We start from the raw sequence: 16,023 nt of genomic DNA, 5'->3' as shown, positions 1-16,023 counted from the left end.
GTCAGCGCAGGCGGCCCACGCCGCGCGGTCGGCCGACGACCTGCCCGGCGTCCGGGGACACGAGCGGCTCCTGGCTCGCGGCGATCCAGCCGCCCTCGGCGACACCGTCCTCGCCGGGAGCGTCCTCGCGGACCAGCAGCTCGGCGTCCACGGGCACCGTGCGCTTGAGCAGCGCCAGGGCAACGGCGCCCGCCTCATGGTGCTGGGCCGCGGCGGTGACCGTCCCCACCGGACGGGCGGCGGCGCGGGCCTCGGGCGTGTCCTCGGCCGGCCGGAGGATCACGGGGGCACCGTGCTCGGGGAGCGCGTGGACGGAGCCGTCCAGGAGCAGGCGGGTGAGGCGGCGGGGCGGGCGGCCCAGGTTGTGCACGCGCGCCACGGTCTCCTGACCGCGGTAGCAGCCCTTCTCGAGGTGCACGGCGGTGCGCAGCAGGTCCAGCTCGTGCGGGATCGCGCGGTCGTCCACGTCGAGGGCCCGGCGGGGGCGGCCGGCCTCGATGCGCAGCGCCTCGGCCGCCGTCGTGCCCGCCAGGGACCAGCCCGCGAGCACGCCCGTGCCGAGCGCGCGGACGGTGGCCTCGAGGTCGGCCCGGGTGACGAGGTACTCGCGCCAGGACCAGTCCGCGCCCGGGTGGGCCGCGGGATCCGGATCGGCCGTGTAGGCCCAGCCGCCCGCCCCGACGCGCGGCCACGGGTCCAGCCACACGGTGCGGTCCTCCCAGCCGGGCACGGGCGCGGTGGCGCCCACGACGGCGACCGCCCCGGTGTGGTCCCGCAGGGTGACGTCGTGGGAGAAGCGCATCGAGGTGAGCCACGCGGCGAGGCCCGGGCCGTCCTCGCGGTCCGTGACGAGCCAGGCCGCGGCGCCGTCCTCGAGCAGGTGGGCGGCGTGCTCGATCCGCCCCTGCACGTCGAGGAAGAGGATCTCGGTGCTCGTGCCGGGGGGCAGCGTCTCGACGTGCTGCGTGCCGAGCGTGTGCAGCCAGCTCAGCCGGTCCGGGCCGGACACGGAGAGCACGGCCCGGTGGGAGAGGTCCACCAGGGCGCGGCCCCGGGCGAGGGCGCGCTGCTCGGGCAGGGGGCGACCGTAGTGCGCGGCGACGCCGGCGTCCGGGCCGAGGCCCTCGACGGCGCCGCCGGCCGGCCCCTGCGGCTCGGCCACGGCCAGGTCCAACAGCGGGCTGCGGGAGGCTGTCACGACTGCTCCCCGCGAGCCCCGCGAGGACGCTCGGCCCCCGGGGCGAGCCGACCCTCGGCCGCGCTCGGCATGCGGTCCAGGATGGCGGAGGCGTGCGCCTCGAGCTCGGCGCCCGCGGCGTCCGCGACGTCCCAGCGCCAGAACAGCTGCCCGTTCACGAGACCGGCCATGCGGGTGGCCCGGTGGTACGGGCCGGCGGCGGAGCCACTCAGGACCGCGTCCGTGGCCAGCTGCAGCTGCGGGCCCTTGATGCGGCCGTAGTACAGCTCGGACAGCGAGCCCGGATGCGTGATGGTGGCGGTCAGGCCGAAGCCCTCGTCGCCGGCGCGCAGCCGCTCGACGTCCTCGGCGGAGCGGAACGCGGGGACGATGTCCGCCGGGCGCATGCCGGGGCCGACGTCGCCGTCGCGCCGCGCCCGGTCCACCTGCCAGAAGCCGGACTCCACGGTCAGCGGACGCAGCAACGTGCCGTCCGCCTCGCACAGCCACGACTCCGCGCGGTACTCGACGAACGGCAGACCGTGCTCGGTGAAGTCCACCCGCTGGTAGAAGATCTCGGTGCCGGCGGAGCCGTCGCCGAGGCGACCCTGGCCCTCCCAGCTGCCGATGAGCCAGGACAGGGGCGCGAGCTCGGGGGTGAGGTCATAGGGGAGTTCAGTCGCCATGGCAGATCACGGCGCGGCCCGACAGCGGGCCGCGCGTCCTCAGCGCTGGCCCTTGAAGAGGCCGCTGATGACGACCGCGGCGACGGCGGCCATGCCCAGGCCGGCCAGGACCACGAGGGCCAGGAAGAAGATCTCGAGCGCAAGAAGGGTATCCATGCGGGACATCCTACCGAGCGGGCCCGACCTGTCAGGCCAGGAAGCCCACCATGACGTGCGCCACGACGCCGGCCGCGCCCACGGGCGCCAACGCGAGGGCGTAGCCCGCCCGGCGCGGGCGCAGGGTGGTGCCCACCGGCCGGTCCTCGGGTCGCGGCCGCGACGACGGCGCCGTGGCGGCGGTCAGGGACACCAGCACGGCCACCGCGAGCGCCGCGGCCGTGACGGCCGGCCGGTCCCGGGCGCCCACGCCGGCCAGCGCCGAGACGGGCCAGGCGAGCACCGTGCCGAGGGGGATGACGACGAGCGCCAGGACTCCCGGCCGGCCCTGCATCCACGGGGTGAGGCCGACGAGGGAGACCGCGGCCACCGTGACCGCCAGCGTGATGACCAGCCCGGCGACCGCGGGGGTGTCGGTCCAGCGTGAGACGGCCACCCAGCACGCCGTCACGACGGCCATGAACGCCCCTCCCATCGTGGCGACAGTGGACTCGAGGCGCAGCGGCCGGCCGGTCCCGCGCACCAGCTGGACGACAAACGAGGCCATGGTGCTCCAGGCGACGACGACGGCGAGCGGCTCGAAGAGCGTCCAGGCCCCGCTGTGGCCGTCCTCGAGCGGCGGCCACAGCAGCATGAGCAGCACCGCGGCGCCCCCGGCGACGGCCAGGGTGACGCTGAGCGAGAGGCGCGCGGGCGCCCCCATCTGCCGCGGCCAGCCCCAGGCGATGACCAGGATCACGACGGCGGCGGCGAGGGCGGCGGGGACCGGGCCCAGCAACGCGGCACCGCCCAGGACGAGGGCGGCGACGGCCGCACTCAGGGCCATGGACAAGCGCATCACCTGCCCCATCCTGCCAGGTGCGCACCGGCTCGGCCCTGGGCGGGCGACGGCGGGGCGCACCTCGCGGGCCACCGTCCTCCTTCCGTAGGGTGGCCGGCATGGCCGAACACCCCACCCCCACGACCTCCGACGCCGACGGCATGCCGCGCGTCGTCACCCCGCGCCCGGAGGAGGCGAGCGCCGTCCTGGACCTGGCCGACCGCGCCGGGGCGGCGGACGGTCATCCCCCGCTGTCGGACCAGACGCGCGTGCTGCTCGCCCGCGGCGGCCAGCTCTGGTGGGGGGCCACCCAGGGTCCGGACGGGGCGATCGACGGGGCGGCCGTGCTCGTGCCCGAGGGCGCGGCGGCCGTGCTCGAGCTCGTCGTCGACCCGGCGGCACGCCGCACCGGCCGGGGGACGGCCCTGGCCGACGCCGCGGCCGCCGCGGTCCGAGACCTGGCGCGGGAGGACACCACGAGCGTCTGGGCCCACGGCATGCTCCCGGGCGCGGTCCGGCTCGCCCGGAGGCACGGCCTCGAGCCCGTCCGCGAGCTGCGCCGGATGCGCCTGTCGCACGCGGCGCTCGCCGCCCTGCCGGAGGTGCGGCTCGCCGACGGGGTGGCCCTGCGCGGCTTCGTCCCCGGCCAGGACGAGCAGGCCTGGCTGGATGTGAACGCCGCCGCCTTCACGGACCACCCCGAACAGGGCAGCCTGACCCGCGCCGACCTCGAGGACCGCATGGCGGAGGACTGGTTCGACCCCGACGGCCTCCTGCTCGCCGCCCGCGAGGCGGACGGGCGGCTGCTCGGCTTCCACTGGACGAAGGTGGAGCCGGATGTCGGAGCCGACGGCCCGCGCGTCGGGGAGGTGTACGCCGTGGGTGTCTCCCCCGAGGCCCAGGGCCTCGGCCTCGGCCGGGCCCTGACCCTGGCGGGGCTGCACCGGATGGCGGAGCAGGGGGTCGACGTCGTGGACCTGTACGTGGACGCGGACAACACGGCCGCCGTCGCGCTCTACACGTCCCTCGGCTTCGAGCTGTTCGCCGCCGACGCCCAGTACCGCCGCCCCTGAGACCCCCGGGCGGGGACCGACCGGGCACATTCCCGCGGCCTCGTATCCTGGTGGGGCCGGCCCCGTGGGGCCGACCACGCCCCGTGCCCTGCCCCAGCAGTCGTCGCGGCCGCCGCACCCGAGAGGAACCCGCCCCATGCCCTCGTCCCACGCCGACCGCGTCGCCCGCTGGTCCACGGAGGACCGTGTTTCGGAAGGCCCCCGCGCCGAGGTGCTGGCCGCCGGCATGCTGCCGTGGCGCCGCGTGCCCGGCGGCCTCGAGGTGATGGTGATCCACCGGCCCCGCTACGACGACTGGTCGTGGCCCAAGGGCAAGCTCGATCCGGGTGAGACGCTGCCGGAGTGCGCGGTGCGCGAGCTGCGCGAGGAGGTCGGCCTCGAGCTGAGGCCGGGCATCCCGCTGTGCGTGACCGAGTACGAGGTGCCCGGCAAGCGGGGCGCCCGTCGGAGCAAGGAGGTCTGGTACTGGGCCGCCGAGGTCGACGGCCAGCGCGCCCTGCCCGACGGCGACGAGGTGGACGAGGTCCGCTGGGTCGGTCCGGACGAGGCCCGGCGGCTGCTGACGAACGACTCGGATCGCGAACCGCTCGACCTGCTGCTGCGTGCCGCCTCCCGGGGGCGCCTGCGGACCGTGCCGCTGCTGGTGCTGCGCCACGCCAAGGCCAAGCCCCGCTCCTCGTGGTCGCGCGCCGAGCAGGAGCGTCCGCTGGCGGCGACGGGCCGGCGGCAGGCGCTCGCCGTCGAGGGCCTCGTGGCGGCCTGGCGGCCGGAGCGGCTGGTCTCCTCCCCGTGGCGCCGCTGCGTGGAGACGCTGGCCCCGCTCGTGAAGTCCAGCAGGCTGCCGCTGAAGACCAAGGGCGCCTTCACGGAGACCACGGCCCGGGAGAAGCCCAAGAAGACCCGCAAGGTGATGGCCGAGCTCATGGGCCGCTCCCGGCCCCTGGTCGTGTGCACGCACCGGCCGGTGCTGCCGACGCTGTTCGAGGTGGTCGAGGACGCGGCCGCCGGCCAGGCGGACCGCGTGCTGCGGGCCTTGCCCACCGAGGATCCGTGGCTGCGGCCCGGCGCTGTGCTCGTGGTGCACCGCGCCCTCGACCTCGACGGCGACGTGGTGGCCGTCGAGGTCTACGACCCCTGGGACGACTGAGCCGCCCGCACAGGCCTCGGCCCGCACGACCGGGCCACCGTTGAGCAGGCCCGCCCCCGGCCCTAGGCTCGGGTCATGGAGAACACCGCCGCCCAGAGCCAGCCCGAGAAGATCGTCCATGAGCGCCTCACGGTGACCCGGGACCCGGACCGACAGCGCTTCGAGCTGCGCCAGGACGGGACGTTCATCGGGTTCCTCGGCTACGACCAGGAGACCGTGCGCGGCGAGGACGGTGAGGACACCGTGGTCCTGCGCCTGCAGCACACCATCATCGACGAGCAGTTCGGCCGCCGCGGCTTTGCCCGCGCCCTCGTGACCATGGTCCTGGACCGGCTGCGCGCGGAGGGTGACCGGATCGTGCCCGAGTGCTCCTACGTGGAGGACTACCTGCGCCGCTACCCCGAGTACCAGGACATGGTGTTCCACGGCTGACCGGGGGCAGGGGGCCTGCCCTGCCGTATCAACTGCCTGATACAGTGCGGCCGTGCGCGGCCGTCGCGCACCCCGTCGGAAGAAGCGCGCCATGCCCGCCCTGCCCCTCGAGGTCCTCCGGACCGTCAGCCTCCTGACCTTCCTCATCGGCCTGATCCTCTACGGGACGGGCCGCCGCTCCCGCTGGACGGCCGCCGGGGTCGCGGCCCGCGGCCACCTCATGGCCGCCTCCGCCCTGACGGTCCTGGCCACCGGCGTGTGGGCAGGCCCCGCACCACTGGCCGGAGCCTGGCTCGGCGACTCCCGGGGCGGATGGCACCTGGCCGGTGGCGTCCCCGCCTCCGGGCGGTGGAGCACGGAGGCCCTCGACGCCGCCCCCGTGGACGCCACGGCCACGGCCCTCGCCGTCCTCCTGCCGGTGTTGTGGCTGGTCCTCGTGCCCGCCCTGGCCCAGGTGACGTGGCCGCGCGTCACCGCGCCGCGCCGCACGGCCGGCCTCATCGCCCGCCGCTGGCCCGACCTGCTCCCGGTCCGCCTGCGGATCCTCCTCGTCGCAGGCCTGGGGTTCGCGCTCGCCGGCGCCGCGGCGGCCACGACCGGCCCCGGCGTCCAGGGGGCCCGGTACCGTCTGCACGTGGGCGCGGACGCGGTCCCCTTCGGCGCCGACTTCCGCGGCGCCCCGGCCGGGTCCGCCGTCGCCGGGTGGTACGCCCTGGGCGCGGCGGCGGTCGTCCTCGCGTGCGCCGCCGTCGTCGTGGCCGTGCACCACCGGCCCATGCTCAGCGGACTGAGCCCCGCAGCGGACCTGGCGGCGCGTCGGGTCGCCGTGGATCGCACCGTCCGCATCGGCGTCGCCCAGCTGTGCTGGATCGGCCTGGCCGCGGTGGCCGGGCGCCTCGAGGTCGCCGCACGCGCCACGGCCGCCGATGCCGCCGCCGCGGCCTTCGAGGCGCAGCAGGCCGGGGCGGTGAGCACACCGGAGCTCGTGGACCGGCTGCGCGAGCTGGACCCCGCCTCTCCCGCCACGACCCTGCTCCTGGGCGGCGCGGTCGCGGTGATCCTCGTCCTGGCCCTGCTCAAGCCCTACCGTGACCTCCGGACGCTGCGTGCCGACGCCGCCGTCCCGCACTCCGACACACCGGTGGCGGCGGGCCGTGGCTGAGCCCGCGGTCGAGATTGACCTCCGCTCTCCCGTCCCGCCCTTCGAGCAGATCCGGGCGCGGATCGCAGACCTCGTCGCCGCCGGCGAGCTGCCCGCCGGCACCCGCCTCCCCTCCGTCCGGGCCCTCGCGGGCGACCTCGGCATCGCCCCCAACACCGTGGTGCGCGCCTACCGCGAGCTCGAGGCGGACGGCGTCGTGCGCACGGCGCGCGGCAAGGGCACCGTGGTGGCCGACGCCCCGCCCGCCCCGGACGACGCCGCAGTGGGCGCCGCCGTCGAGCGCGCCGTGGCCCTGGCCCGGGCCGCGGGCTGGGATGCGGCCCGCCTGCGCCGGGCCGTCGACGACGCTCAGCGCGTCCGCTCGGATCGCTAGAGTGGGCCGGGTGAGCATCCCCACCCCCTACGAGGACCTCCTCGCCGACGTGATGGCCCACGGGGCCGTCAAGACGGACCGGACCGGCACGGGCACGCGCAGCGTGTTCGGCCGCCAACTGCGCTTCGACCTGGCCGAGTCCTTCCCGCTGATCACGACCAAGCGCGTGCACTTCAAGTCGGTCGCGCTCGAGCTGCTGTGGTTCCTGCGCGGGGACTCGAACGTGCGGTGGCTCCAGGAGCGCGGCGTGCGGATCTGGAACGAGTGGGCGGACGAGGACGGCGAGCTCGGCCCCGTCTACGGCGTGCAGTGGCGCTCATGGCCCACCCCGGACGGGGGCCACATCGACCAGATCGCCAAGGTCGTGGAGCAGATCCGGACGAACCCCGACTCGCGCCGGCACATCGTCACCGCGTGGAACCCAGCCGAGGTGGACGAGATGGCGCTGCCGCCCTGCCACGCGCTGTTCCAGTTCTACGTCTCCCCCGGTCAGGACGGCGCCCCCGGGCAGCTCTCGTGCCAGCTCTACCAGCGCTCCGCGGACCTGTTCCTCGGCGTGCCGTTCAACATCGCCTCGTATGCGCTGCTCACGGTGATGGTCGCGCAGCAGACCGGGCTGACTCCCGGCGAGTTCGTGTGGACCGGCGGGGACGTGCACATCTACGCGAACCACGAGGAGCAGGTGCGCGAGCAGCTCTCCCGCGAGCCGTACCCGTACCCGCGGCTGCGGCTGCGGCGCACCCCCGCGTCGATCTTCGACTATGACTACGAGGACTTCGAGGTCCTCGACTACCGTCACCACCCCACCATCACGGCGCCGATCGCCGTCTGAGCCGAGGATGCGCAGCGACCCCATGAGCCGGGCCACCCGTCCCACCGAGCCCGTGATCGCCATGATCTGGGCCCAGACCCCCGAGCGCGTCATCGGCCGCGACGGCACCATGCCGTGGCACGTCCCGGAGGACCTCGCCCACTTCCGGGCCCACACGCACGGCCACCCCGTGATCATGGGCCGGCGCACGTGGGAGTCGTTCCCGGCGCGGTTCCGCCCGCTGCCCGGGCGCACGAACATCGTGGTCTCCCGCACCCTGACGGCCACCGAGGAGGCCAGCGCGGAGCTGCGGGCCGCGGGCGCCGTCGTCGTGCCGGACTTCGGGGCGGCCCTGGCCGCCGCGGCCGAGGCCGACGGTTGTGACACCGTGTGGGTGATCGGCGGGGCGACGCTGTACGAGCAGGCCCTCGACGTGGCCTTGCGCGCCGAGGTGACCGTGATCGACGCGGACGTCGACGGCGACACGCACGCCCCGCCGCTCGACGCCCGCTGGCGGCGCACCGCCGTCGACCCCGCCCCCGACGCGTGGCTGGACTCCGCCTCCGGCCCGCGCCACCGCTTCGAACGATGGGAACGCGACTGACATGGCCCCGACCGACTCCGACCAGCGTCTGCTCTCCCCGCAGGCGGTCACGTTCCTCGCGCTCGTCGCCCTGCCCGTGCTGGCGTTCGTGTGCGCCGTGTTCGGGCTGATCCTCGTGCTGCAGGGCAAGACCATCGCCGGCCTGGTGTTCCTGCTCGTGCTGACCCAGGTGTTCGCCGTGGGCGGTCTCATCGCGTGGAACAAGCGGAAGCGCGCGCAGCAGGGCCGCTAGCCTGGAGGGCATGACTTCCGCTGCCCCCGCATCTGTGAACGCCCCCGACGCGGCCGCCGTGCCCACCGTGGGACTGGTCGGCTGGCGCGGCATGGTGGGGTCCGTCCTCCTGCAGCGCATGGCCGAGGAGGGCGACTTCGCCCGCGTCCACCCCGTCTTCTTCTCCACGTCCAACGCCGGCGGTCCCGCGCCCGTGCTCGAGGGCATGGCCGGCGACCCGGGCGTGCTCCAGGACGCGTACGACGTGGACGCGCTCAAGGCCCTGCCCGTGATCCTCACCGCGCAGGGCGGGGACTACACGCAGGCCGTGTACCCGAAGCTGCGCGCCGCCGGCTGGGACGGCATCTGGATCGACGCCGCCTCCACCCTGCGCATGGCGGACACCTCCGTGATCGCGCTGGACCCCGTGAACCGCGGCGTGATCGACGCCGCCCTGGCGAACGGGACGAAGGACTTCATCGGCGGCAACTGCACCGTGTCCTGCATGCTCATGGGCCTGGGTGGCCTGTTCAAGGCGGGCCTGGTCGAGTGGGGCACCGCCATGACCTACCAGGCGGCCTCCGGCGGCGGCGCCCGGCACATGCGCGAGCTGCTCACCCAGTACGCCGAGCTGGGCGGCGCGGTGCGGGCCGAGCTGGCCGATCCGGCGTCGGCGATCCTCGAGATCGACCGCAAGGTGATCGAGCTGCAGCGCGGCGGCCTGGACTCGACGCAGTTCGGCGTGCCGCTGGGCGGCTCGCTGATCCCCTGGATCGACTCCGACCTGGGCGACGGCGTCTCCCGCGAGGAGCGCAAGGCCTACGACGAGACCAACAAGGTGCTCGGGCTGACCGGGGCGGACCGGATCCCGTTCGACTCGCTGTGCGTGCGGATCGGCGCCATGCGCTCGCACTCGCAGGCCCTCACCCTCAAGCTCACCCAGGACGTGCCGCTGGACGAGGTCGAGCAGATCATCGCCGCGGACAACGAGTGGGTGCAGGTGGTGCCGAACACCAAGGAGGTCACGGTCACCGACCTGACCCCGATCGCCGCGACCGGCACCCTGCAGATCCCCGTCGGCCGGCTGCGCAAGCTCAACATGGGTCCCGAGTACCTCTCGGCGTTCACCGTCGGCGACCAGCTGCTGTGGGGTGCGGCCGAGCCCGTGCGTCGCATGCTGATGATCGCCACCGGCAACCTCTGAGCCGCGACGCCGGCGCCGCGGCGCGCGCGGGGACCCGGCCCCGCACCGGACCCCGGACCCGGCTCCCGTTTTCGTTCGGGAAACGGCGGGTGTTCGGGCGTTGTCGTTCGGGAAACGGCGCCCGCGCCGCCAAGGCGCGCCGTTTCCCGAACGAAAGCACTCCTGGCGGCGCCGTTTCCCGAACGAAAGCACTCCTGGGGGCGCCGTTTCCCGAACGAAAGTGAGGGGTCAGAGGCTGGTGCCGATGATCATCGGCTCGGGGTGCAGCTCGACGCCGAAGCGTTCGCGCACGCCGTCGCGCACGGTGCGCGCGACCGTCAGGACGTCCTCGGTGGTCGCGTCGCCGCGGTTGGTCATGGCGAGGGTGTGCTTCGTGGACACCGACGCGCGGCCCCCGGCCAGGCCGGTGCCGTCGGCTCCGCGGCCGTCCGGCCCGCCCTCGCGGGGGGCGACCTCGGGCAGCCCGAAGCCCTTCGCGAAGCCCGCGCGATCGATCAGCCAGGCCGCCGAGAGCTTCACGAGCGGCGTCCCGTCCTCGGCCTGGCCGGCGGCGAACGCCGGGGCGCCGTCGGGCAGGGAGGCCCGCACGGACGCGGGCACGATCGGGTTCGTGAAGTAGCTGCCCGTGGACCACGTGTCCGGGTCTGCCGGGTCGGACACCATCCCCTTGGCGGCGCGCAGGGCCAGCACCTCGCGGCGGACCACCGCGAGCGGGGCATGGGCGCCCTCCTCGACGTCGAGCGCGGCCGCCAGCTGCCCGTAGCGGACCGGCGCGGTCGGCTCGGCGTCGGAGGAGGCGCGGCGCAGCCGCAGGTCGATCGAGAGCACGATCCACCGGGGACTCGGCGCGCCGGTCTCCAGCATGGAGCGCTTGATGACGGAGTCGCGGTAGCCGAAGCGCAGGTCCGCCGGCGTCAGCTCGACGACGTCGCCCGCCTCCCGGTCCCACGCGCGCAGGGCGACGAGCACCTGCGAGACGTCCGCGCCGTAGGCGCCGACGTTCTGCACGGGCGTCGCGCCGGCCGAGCCCGGGATGCCCGAGAGCGCCTCGATCCCGCCGAGCCCGTGCGCCACGGTCCATGCGACGGCGTCGTCCCAGGGGTGGCCCGCCGCGATCCGCACGACGACGGCCTCCCCCTCGTGGCCCGCGGGCCGGGCCCCGTCGCCGGCGGGCGGCGTCTCGCCCTCGCCGGGCACCGGCCCGTCCAGCACGCGGATGCCCGCGAAGGCCAGCCGCACGACGGTGCCGGGGAAGCCCGCGTCCGCCATGAGGGTGTTGGAACCGCCGCCGAGCACGAACACCGGCTCGCCCGCCGCGTCGGCGGCGCGCACGGCCTCGATCGCCGCGGCCTCGGTGCGCGCGGTGACCCACGCGCGCGCGGGGCCGCCGACGCGGGTGGTGGTGTGGTCCGCCAGCCGCTCGCTCACGCGCTCTCCCCCGCGGGGTCGGCCAGGCGCACCACGGCCTGCGCCTTGGTCAGCACGCGCGGCTTCGCCGCGTCCGGGTTGGTGACGTTCAGGTCGATCCGCACCGTCCCGGCGGCCTCGTCCACGGCGCCGACCGTGCCGACGACCTCGAGCGTGGCGCCGGGGACGGGCGCGCCGTCGTCGTCCGTGCGCCCCGTGGTGTCCGCGACGGGCACCATGCCGGTGAAGCGGGTCTGGTAGTCGACGACGGCGCCCGGGTCGCCCGCCCAGTCCGAGACGAGCTGCACGGCCGCGCCCATGGTGAGCATCCCGTGGGCGATGACGCCGGGCAGGCCGACGTGCTCGGCGAACGTCGGGGACCAGTGGATCGGGTTGCGGTCGCCGGAGGCGCCCGCGTAGGCGACGAGGTCGGCGCGGGTGAACGTGACGGTGCGCGTGCCGACCACCTCGCCCCGGACGAGGTCGGACAGGCGGGGGGCGGTGCTCATCAGGACTCCTCTCCCCGGACCAGCAGGGTGGACGTGACGGTGGAGACGGCCGCGCCGTCCAGATCCGCAATCTCGGTGACGGTGGTGACCATGCGGTTGCCGCCGAGGGACTTCACGGCCTCGACCCGCACGGTCGCCACGACCTCATCCCCGGCCACCAGCGGCCGGTGGTGGACGAAGCGCTCGTCCGCGTGGACCACGCGCGAGAAGTCGATCCCCAGCTCGGGATCGGCGACGACGGCGGCCTCGGCGCGCTGGGCGATGACGACGGCGAAGGTCGGTGGGGCGACCAGGTCGGCGTGTCCCAGGGCCCGGGCGGCCGCGACGTCGTGGTGCGCGGGATGCCGGGCCTGCACGGCCTCGGCGAAGCCGCGGACCGCCTCACGACCGACCTGGAAGGGGGGCGCGGGCGGATAGCTCCGCCCGGCGACGTCGGGGTTCACGCTCAACTCGGGCCTCCTGCGGGACGGTTCTCGACTGCCGTCCAGCCTAACGGCCGGGGCGCCGCTCCCCCTGCCGGCGGGCGGCCTGGCGGAAGCGCACGAGCTGGGCGGACAGGTGCACGGCGACGCCCGCGCCGAGCACGCCCAGGGCGGTCCCGGAGACGGCGAGGCGTCCGGTGGTCCCGCCGACGACCGCCAGCACGATGCCCACGAGGAACAGTGCGGAGCCGGTCAGCACGAGCGTCCGGTACAGCCGGGAGCCGTGCTCCCACGGGGAGACGAAGCCGCGGGGCGCGGCGGTGCCGCGGGCGGGCTGGTGAGCGGGGCGACGCGTGGACATGCCCGCCAGGCTACCGGGGCGACGGACGGGCCCCGGAACGCGAAAGGACCCGGCCCCTCCGAGGAGGTGACCGGGTCCATCCGATTCCGTAGCGGCGGGGGGACTCGATCCCCCGACCTCACGATTATGAGTCGTGCGCTCTAACCAGCTGAGCTACGCCGCCACGACACGAGAACGCCCGCACTCACGGTTTTCACGCCGCGAGGGCGGGCTCTCATGTCAGAGCCCCGACCGGGAATCGATCCCGGGACCTCCATCTTACCAAGATGGCGCTCTACCACTGAGCTATCGGGGCAACGAGGTGAGACTCTACCAGGGCCCCGGGGCCGATGCAAAATCGGCCCCGGCCACGGCCTCCGGCGGGGTCCGCACCCCGGCCGGATCAGCGGCGGGCGCCCCGATCCGAGCGCTCCTGGGCGCCCCAGCGGGGCTTGCGGCCGCCGGGGCGTCCCCCGCGGTCGCCACGGAAGCCGCGGTCGTCCCGGTCCTTGCGGAACCCGCCGCGATCCTCGCGGGAGCCGCGGTCGTCCCGGTCCTTGCGGAAGCCGCCGCGATCGCCCCGGTCGTCCCGGTCCTTGCGGAACCCGCCGCGCTGGCCGCCGTCGCGGTCCCCGCGGAAGCCGCCGCGTTCGCCGCGGTCCTTGCGGAAGCCGCCCCGGTGCTCGCCGTCGCGCTCGGCGCGGGTCGGGCGACCGGTGTCCTTGCGCAGACCGAGGCGACGGCCGTTGATCTCCGCGTTGGCCGCGGCCTCGAGCTGGGCCGAGGTCAGGTCCGCCGGCAGCTCGACGAGCGAGTGGTTGCCGCGCAGGTCGATCGCGCCGATGGCGGAGGCGGGCAGACCCACCTCGTTCGCCAGCGCGCCCACGATGTTGCCCGGCCGCACGCGGTCCTGGTGCCCGACGGCGATCCAGTACGTCGCGTTGCCGGCCGCGGGTTCCCGGGCCGGGCCACGCGAGCCGCGGCCGTCACCGGTGCCGCGCTCACGCCCGCCCTCGCGGCCGCCGTCGCGGTCCTTGCGGCCCCGGCCGCCGCCGAACGGGATCTCCTGTTCGCGGGCCAGCAGCGGGCGACCGCCCTGGGCCATCATGCCCAGTGCGGCGGCCACGCGCGCCGGCTCGGCCTCGTGCTCGTCGACATATGCGGCGACGATCTCGCCGAACACCGCCAGCTCCTCCTCCGAGGCGCGCTCGAGGGTGCGGGTGATGCCGTCGGCGAAGCGACGCTTGCGGGCCGCGTTGACCTCGGCGACGGAGGGCACGGCCATCTCCTCGACCTGCTGGCGGGTGGTCCGCTCGATCTGCTTGAGCAGGAAGCGCTCACGCGGGGTCATGAAGAGCACGGCGTCGCCCTGACGGCCGGCGCGGCCGGTGCGGCCGATGCGGTGCACGTAGGACTCCGCGTCCTGCGGGATGTCGTAGTTGACCACGTGCGAGATGCGCTCGACGTCCAGGCCGCGGGCGGCGACGTCGGTGGCCACGAGGATGTCCACGCGGCCGGCCTTCAGGTCCTCGACGGTCTTCTCACGCTGTTTCTGGGCGATGTCACCGGAGATGGCCACGGCCTTGAACCCGGCGCGCGTGAGCTTCTGGGCGAGCTCCTCGGTGCCGGCACGGGTGCGCACGAAGGCGATGACGCCGTCGTGCTCCTCGGTCTCGAGGATCCGGCTCAGGGCCTCGAACTTCCACTGATGACCCACCTGCAGGTAGCGCTGGCGGATGGTGGCGGACGTCGTCGACTGACGGGCGACGGCCACCTCCTCCGGGGCGTTCAGGTACTGGGCGGAGATGCGGCGGATGGCCGGCGGCATGGTGGCGGAGAACAGCGCGGTCTGCTTCGTGTCCGGGGTGGAGGCGAGGATGCGGTCCACCTCCTCCGCGAAGCCCATGCGCAGCATCTCGTCCGCCTCATCCAGCACGAGGGTCTGCAGGTCGGAGAGGTCCAGCGAGCCGCGCTCGAGGTGGTCGATCACGCGGCCCGGCGTGCCGACGACGACCTGCGCGCCCCGGCGCAGGCCCGCCAGCTGCGGGCCGTACGGGGAGCCGCCGTACACGGCGAGCACGGAGACGTCGTCGAGGTGCTTGGCGTAGCTGTCGAAGGCGTCGGCCACCTGGAGGGCGAGCTCGCGGGTCGGGGCGAGGACGAGCACCTGCGGGGTGTCCGCGCGCCCGTTCACGTCCGTGGTCTCGGCGAGCCGGGACAGCGCCGGCAGCGCGAACGCGCCGGTCTTGCCGGTGCCGGTCTGGGCCAGGCCCACGACGTCGCGGCCGTCCAGCAGCAGCGGGATGGTCGCCTCCTGGATCGGCGAGGGGCGGGTGTAGCCCAGCTCCTCGACGGCGGCCAGCACGCGGGCGTCCAGGCCGAGGTCCAGGAAGGTGGGGCCGGCCGGCTCGGCCGGGGCCTCGGGGGCGGCGGGCTCGGCGGCGTCGACCTGCGGGACGGTCCCCGTGGCCTCCTGCTGCGCCTCGGCGAGCTCGGGGGCGGCCTCGGCGGTGGTCTGGGGATCGAGGATGTCGGACATGGGTCCTCCTGTGGGGATGCGCGGGCGCACGCCGAAGGACGTCGGTCGCGGGTCGACGTCGTGGGGCGCAGGGGCCAGCTGGGTCAGATGATTCCGTCCACCCGGCAGCCCCCGAGGGCCACGACGTTCGTGGCCCGCACACACATCTGCACAGACATCTGCAGTCCGGCGTGGCACACGCGTCCACGCTCACTCATCACAGGGGGAGAGACCGGATCCGGTCAGCCCAGTCTACGCCACCGGACCCGGGGCCGGGCTGTGCCCTCGGACACCCCGGCCGCGCACCGGCCGGGACGATAGGCTCGGCACGTGCCCCAGAACAGCGAAGACCGCCCCCTCGCCCGCGGGCTCGGCCGGGCCGCCGGCCGCGCCGCCCAGTCCTTCCGGGAGAATCAGCGGGCCGACGACGCACGACTGCGCGCCGAGCGCGCCCGCCTCACCGCCGAGGACGAGGAGCGCCTGGAACGGCGCCGCGCGGACCGCGAGCGCGACCTGGCCGCGCGGGACGCGGCCGAGTCCGACGCCGGCCTCGTCCACCCGCTCCTGAAGGTCGCGCGCCTCTACTGGCTCGCGGTCACCGTGGTGCTGATCGGCATCGCGGGCGCGTTCTTCTGGAACGGGGCCCGCGCACAGGACAGCGGCGAGCCCGTCATCGATCCACTCACCGGCATGGAGTCGGTGGGCGTGCTGGGCGGCGCGACGGGGCAGTTCACGATGGGCACCGCCGTCGCCCTGCTGGCCGCGGCGTCCCTGTGGGGCTGGATCGGTCTGCTGCGCCGCCGTCGCTCGGCGATCGGGACCCTGACGTTCATCGCCGTCCTGCTGGCCGCCCCCGCGTTCCTGCGGGCCAACGGCCTGCTGATCATCCTCGCCGTCGTGATGCTCCTGGGCGCCGCGCTCGTCTGGCTGCCGCCCGTGCGCTCGCGCCTGCGGCGCTGAACCCGCGCGTC

The 16,023-nt window shown here is 75.2% G+C and carries 18 protein-coding genes and 2 tRNA genes; 10 read left to right on the top strand and 10 right to left on the bottom strand.

The window, feature by feature from the left end:
• Position 1: 1 nt before the first annotated feature.
• From KVS67_RS03345 to KVS67_RS03335, 3 genes are all read right to left on the bottom strand, one after another.
• Complete coding sequence (locus tag KVS67_RS03345; RefSeq protein WP_063188692.1) at positions 2-1,198, bottom strand: folate-binding protein YgfZ; 1,197 nt, start codon at positions 1,196-1,198, stop codon at positions 2-4.
• Entirely contained in the window at positions 1,195-1,863 is a 669-nt protein-coding gene (locus KVS67_RS03340; RefSeq protein ID WP_063188690.1) for an FABP family protein, read from the bottom strand. The genes KVS67_RS03345 and KVS67_RS03340 overlap by 4 nt, the downstream gene beginning before the upstream one ends.
• Before the next feature lie 187 nt (positions 1,864-2,050).
• Positions 2,051-2,857 (bottom strand): hypothetical protein, encoded by an 807-nt coding sequence (locus tag KVS67_RS03335; RefSeq protein ID WP_223247462.1) that lies wholly within the window; start codon positions 2,855-2,857, stop codon positions 2,051-2,053.
• Positions 2,858-2,958: 101 nt separating this feature from the next.
• On the opposite strand from KVS67_RS03335, the gene mshD reads away from it, so the two are divergent.
• The 9 genes from mshD to asd all read left to right on the top strand — a co-directional run bounded on the left by mshD (position 2,959) and on the right by asd (position 9,856).
• Positions 2,959-3,912 (top strand): mycothiol synthase, encoded by a 954-nt coding sequence (gene mshD, locus KVS67_RS03330; protein WP_063188688.1) that lies wholly within the window; start codon positions 2,959-2,961, stop codon positions 3,910-3,912.
• Positions 3,913-4,048: 136 nt separating this feature from the next.
• The gene (locus tag KVS67_RS03325; RefSeq protein ID WP_063188686.1) at positions 4,049-5,059 is read left to right on the top strand and encodes an NUDIX domain-containing protein; all 1,011 of its coding nucleotides are present in this window, start codon (positions 4,049-4,051) and stop codon (positions 5,057-5,059) included.
• Positions 5,060-5,134: 75 nt separating this feature from the next.
• Positions 5,135-5,491, top strand: a complete 357-nt coding sequence (locus tag KVS67_RS03320; RefSeq protein WP_002854752.1) for a GNAT family N-acetyltransferase — start codon at positions 5,135-5,137, stop codon at positions 5,489-5,491.
• Positions 5,492-5,582: 91 nt separating this feature from the next.
• Positions 5,583-6,653 carry a hypothetical protein gene (locus tag KVS67_RS03315; protein ID WP_063188684.1) on the top strand — a complete coding sequence of 357 codons (1,071 nt, stop codon included), beginning with the start codon at positions 5,583-5,585 and terminating at the stop codon, positions 6,651-6,653.
• Entirely contained in the window at positions 6,646-7,026 is a 381-nt protein-coding gene (locus KVS67_RS03310; protein ID WP_063188682.1) for a GntR family transcriptional regulator, read from the top strand. The genes KVS67_RS03315 and KVS67_RS03310 overlap by 8 nt, the downstream gene beginning before the upstream one ends.
• Position 7,027: 1 nt before the next feature.
• Positions 7,028-7,858, top strand: a complete 831-nt coding sequence (locus tag KVS67_RS03305) for a thymidylate synthase (protein WP_063188680.1) — start codon at positions 7,028-7,030, stop codon at positions 7,856-7,858.
• A gap of 22 nt (positions 7,859-7,880) precedes the next feature.
• On the top strand, positions 7,881-8,441 hold the full coding sequence (locus tag KVS67_RS03300; RefSeq protein WP_063188678.1) for a dihydrofolate reductase: 561 nt from the start codon (positions 7,881-7,883) through the stop codon (positions 8,439-8,441).
• Position 8,442: 1 nt separating this feature from the next.
• Complete coding sequence (locus KVS67_RS03295; protein WP_060775029.1) at positions 8,443-8,673, top strand: NF038396 family protein; 231 nt, start codon at positions 8,443-8,445, stop codon at positions 8,671-8,673.
• A gap of 10 nt (positions 8,674-8,683) precedes the next feature.
• On the top strand, positions 8,684-9,856 hold the full coding sequence (gene asd / locus KVS67_RS03290; protein ID WP_063188676.1) for an aspartate-semialdehyde dehydrogenase: 1,173 nt from the start codon (positions 8,684-8,686) through the stop codon (positions 9,854-9,856).
• Between the two features lie 228 nt (positions 9,857-10,084).
• On the opposite strand, the gene KVS67_RS03285 is transcribed toward asd, so the two are convergent.
• From KVS67_RS03285 to KVS67_RS03255, 7 genes are all read right to left on the bottom strand, one after another.
• Complete coding sequence (locus tag KVS67_RS03285) at positions 10,085-11,284, bottom strand: UDP-N-acetylmuramate dehydrogenase (RefSeq protein ID WP_063188671.1); 1,200 nt, start codon at positions 11,282-11,284, stop codon at positions 10,085-10,087.
• The gene (locus KVS67_RS03280) at positions 11,281-11,772 is read right to left on the bottom strand and encodes a MaoC/PaaZ C-terminal domain-containing protein (RefSeq protein WP_063188669.1); all 492 of its coding nucleotides are present in this window, start codon (positions 11,770-11,772) and stop codon (positions 11,281-11,283) included. Before KVS67_RS03280 ends, KVS67_RS03285 begins: the two co-directional genes overlap by 4 nt.
• Complete coding sequence (locus KVS67_RS03275; protein ID WP_063188667.1) at positions 11,772-12,221, bottom strand: MaoC family dehydratase N-terminal domain-containing protein; 450 nt, start codon at positions 12,219-12,221, stop codon at positions 11,772-11,774. Before KVS67_RS03275 ends, KVS67_RS03280 begins: the two co-directional genes overlap by 1 nt.
• 40 nt (positions 12,222-12,261) lie before the next feature.
• Positions 12,262-12,555: a hypothetical protein gene (locus KVS67_RS03270; protein ID WP_049161645.1), complete on the bottom strand. Its 294-nt coding sequence runs from the start codon at positions 12,553-12,555 to the stop codon at positions 12,262-12,264.
• Between the two features lie 89 nt (positions 12,556-12,644).
• A tRNA-Met gene (locus KVS67_RS03265) sits at positions 12,645-12,718 on the bottom strand.
• A 60-nt stretch (positions 12,719-12,778) separates the two neighbouring features.
• Positions 12,779-12,850: transfer RNA gene (locus KVS67_RS03260), tRNA-Thr, on the bottom strand.
• 87 nt (positions 12,851-12,937) lie between these two features.
• Positions 12,938-15,073 (bottom strand): DEAD/DEAH box helicase, encoded by a 2,136-nt coding sequence (locus KVS67_RS03255; protein WP_060775024.1) that lies wholly within the window; start codon positions 15,071-15,073, stop codon positions 12,938-12,940.
• Positions 15,074-15,382: 309 nt separating this feature from the next.
• Between KVS67_RS03255 and KVS67_RS03250 the strand changes: the two genes are divergently transcribed.
• Positions 15,383-16,012: a hypothetical protein gene (locus tag KVS67_RS03250; protein WP_063188665.1), complete on the top strand. Its 630-nt coding sequence runs from the start codon at positions 15,383-15,385 to the stop codon at positions 16,010-16,012.
• Positions 16,013-16,023 lie beyond the last annotated feature (11 nt).

The organism is Micrococcus sp. GbtcB5 (assembly GCF_019091605.1).
Classification (GTDB): Bacteria; Actinomycetota; Actinomycetes; order Actinomycetales; family Micrococcaceae; genus Micrococcus; species Micrococcus luteus.
Note: the sequence above shows the minus strand (reverse complement) of the source record. Positions and strands in the feature narration are given on the sequence as shown.

Coding starts and splice junctions, on each gene's coding strand:
- KVS67_RS03280 (WP_063188669.1), bottom strand. CDS start 11,772: ATGAGCACCGCCCCCCGCCTGTCCGACCTCGTCCGGGGCGAGGTGGTC.
- KVS67_RS03320 (WP_002854752.1), top strand. CDS start 5,135: ATGGAGAACACCGCCGCCCAGAGCCAGCCCGAGAAGATCGTCCATGAG.
- KVS67_RS03335 (WP_223247462.1), bottom strand. CDS start 2,857: ATGCGCTTGTCCATGGCCCTGAGTGCGGCCGTCGCCGCCCTCGTCCTG.
- KVS67_RS03315 (WP_063188684.1), top strand. CDS start 5,583: ATGCCCGCCCTGCCCCTCGAGGTCCTCCGGACCGTCAGCCTCCTGACC.
- KVS67_RS03325 (WP_063188686.1), top strand. CDS start 4,049: ATGCCCTCGTCCCACGCCGACCGCGTCGCCCGCTGGTCCACGGAGGAC.
- KVS67_RS03340 (WP_063188690.1), bottom strand. CDS start 1,863: ATGGCGACTGAACTCCCCTATGACCTCACCCCCGAGCTCGCGCCCCTG.
- KVS67_RS03270 (WP_049161645.1), bottom strand. CDS start 12,555: ATGTCCACGCGTCGCCCCGCTCACCAGCCCGCCCGCGGCACCGCCGCG.
- KVS67_RS03255 (WP_060775024.1), bottom strand. CDS start 15,073: ATGTCCGACATCCTCGATCCCCAGACCACCGCCGAGGCCGCCCCCGAG.
- mshD (WP_063188688.1), top strand. CDS start 2,959: ATGGCCGAACACCCCACCCCCACGACCTCCGACGCCGACGGCATGCCG.
- KVS67_RS03300 (WP_063188678.1), top strand. CDS start 7,881: ATGAGCCGGGCCACCCGTCCCACCGAGCCCGTGATCGCCATGATCTGG.
- asd (WP_063188676.1), top strand. CDS start 8,684: ATGACTTCCGCTGCCCCCGCATCTGTGAACGCCCCCGACGCGGCCGCC.
- KVS67_RS03295 (WP_060775029.1), top strand. CDS start 8,443: ATGGCCCCGACCGACTCCGACCAGCGTCTGCTCTCCCCGCAGGCGGTC.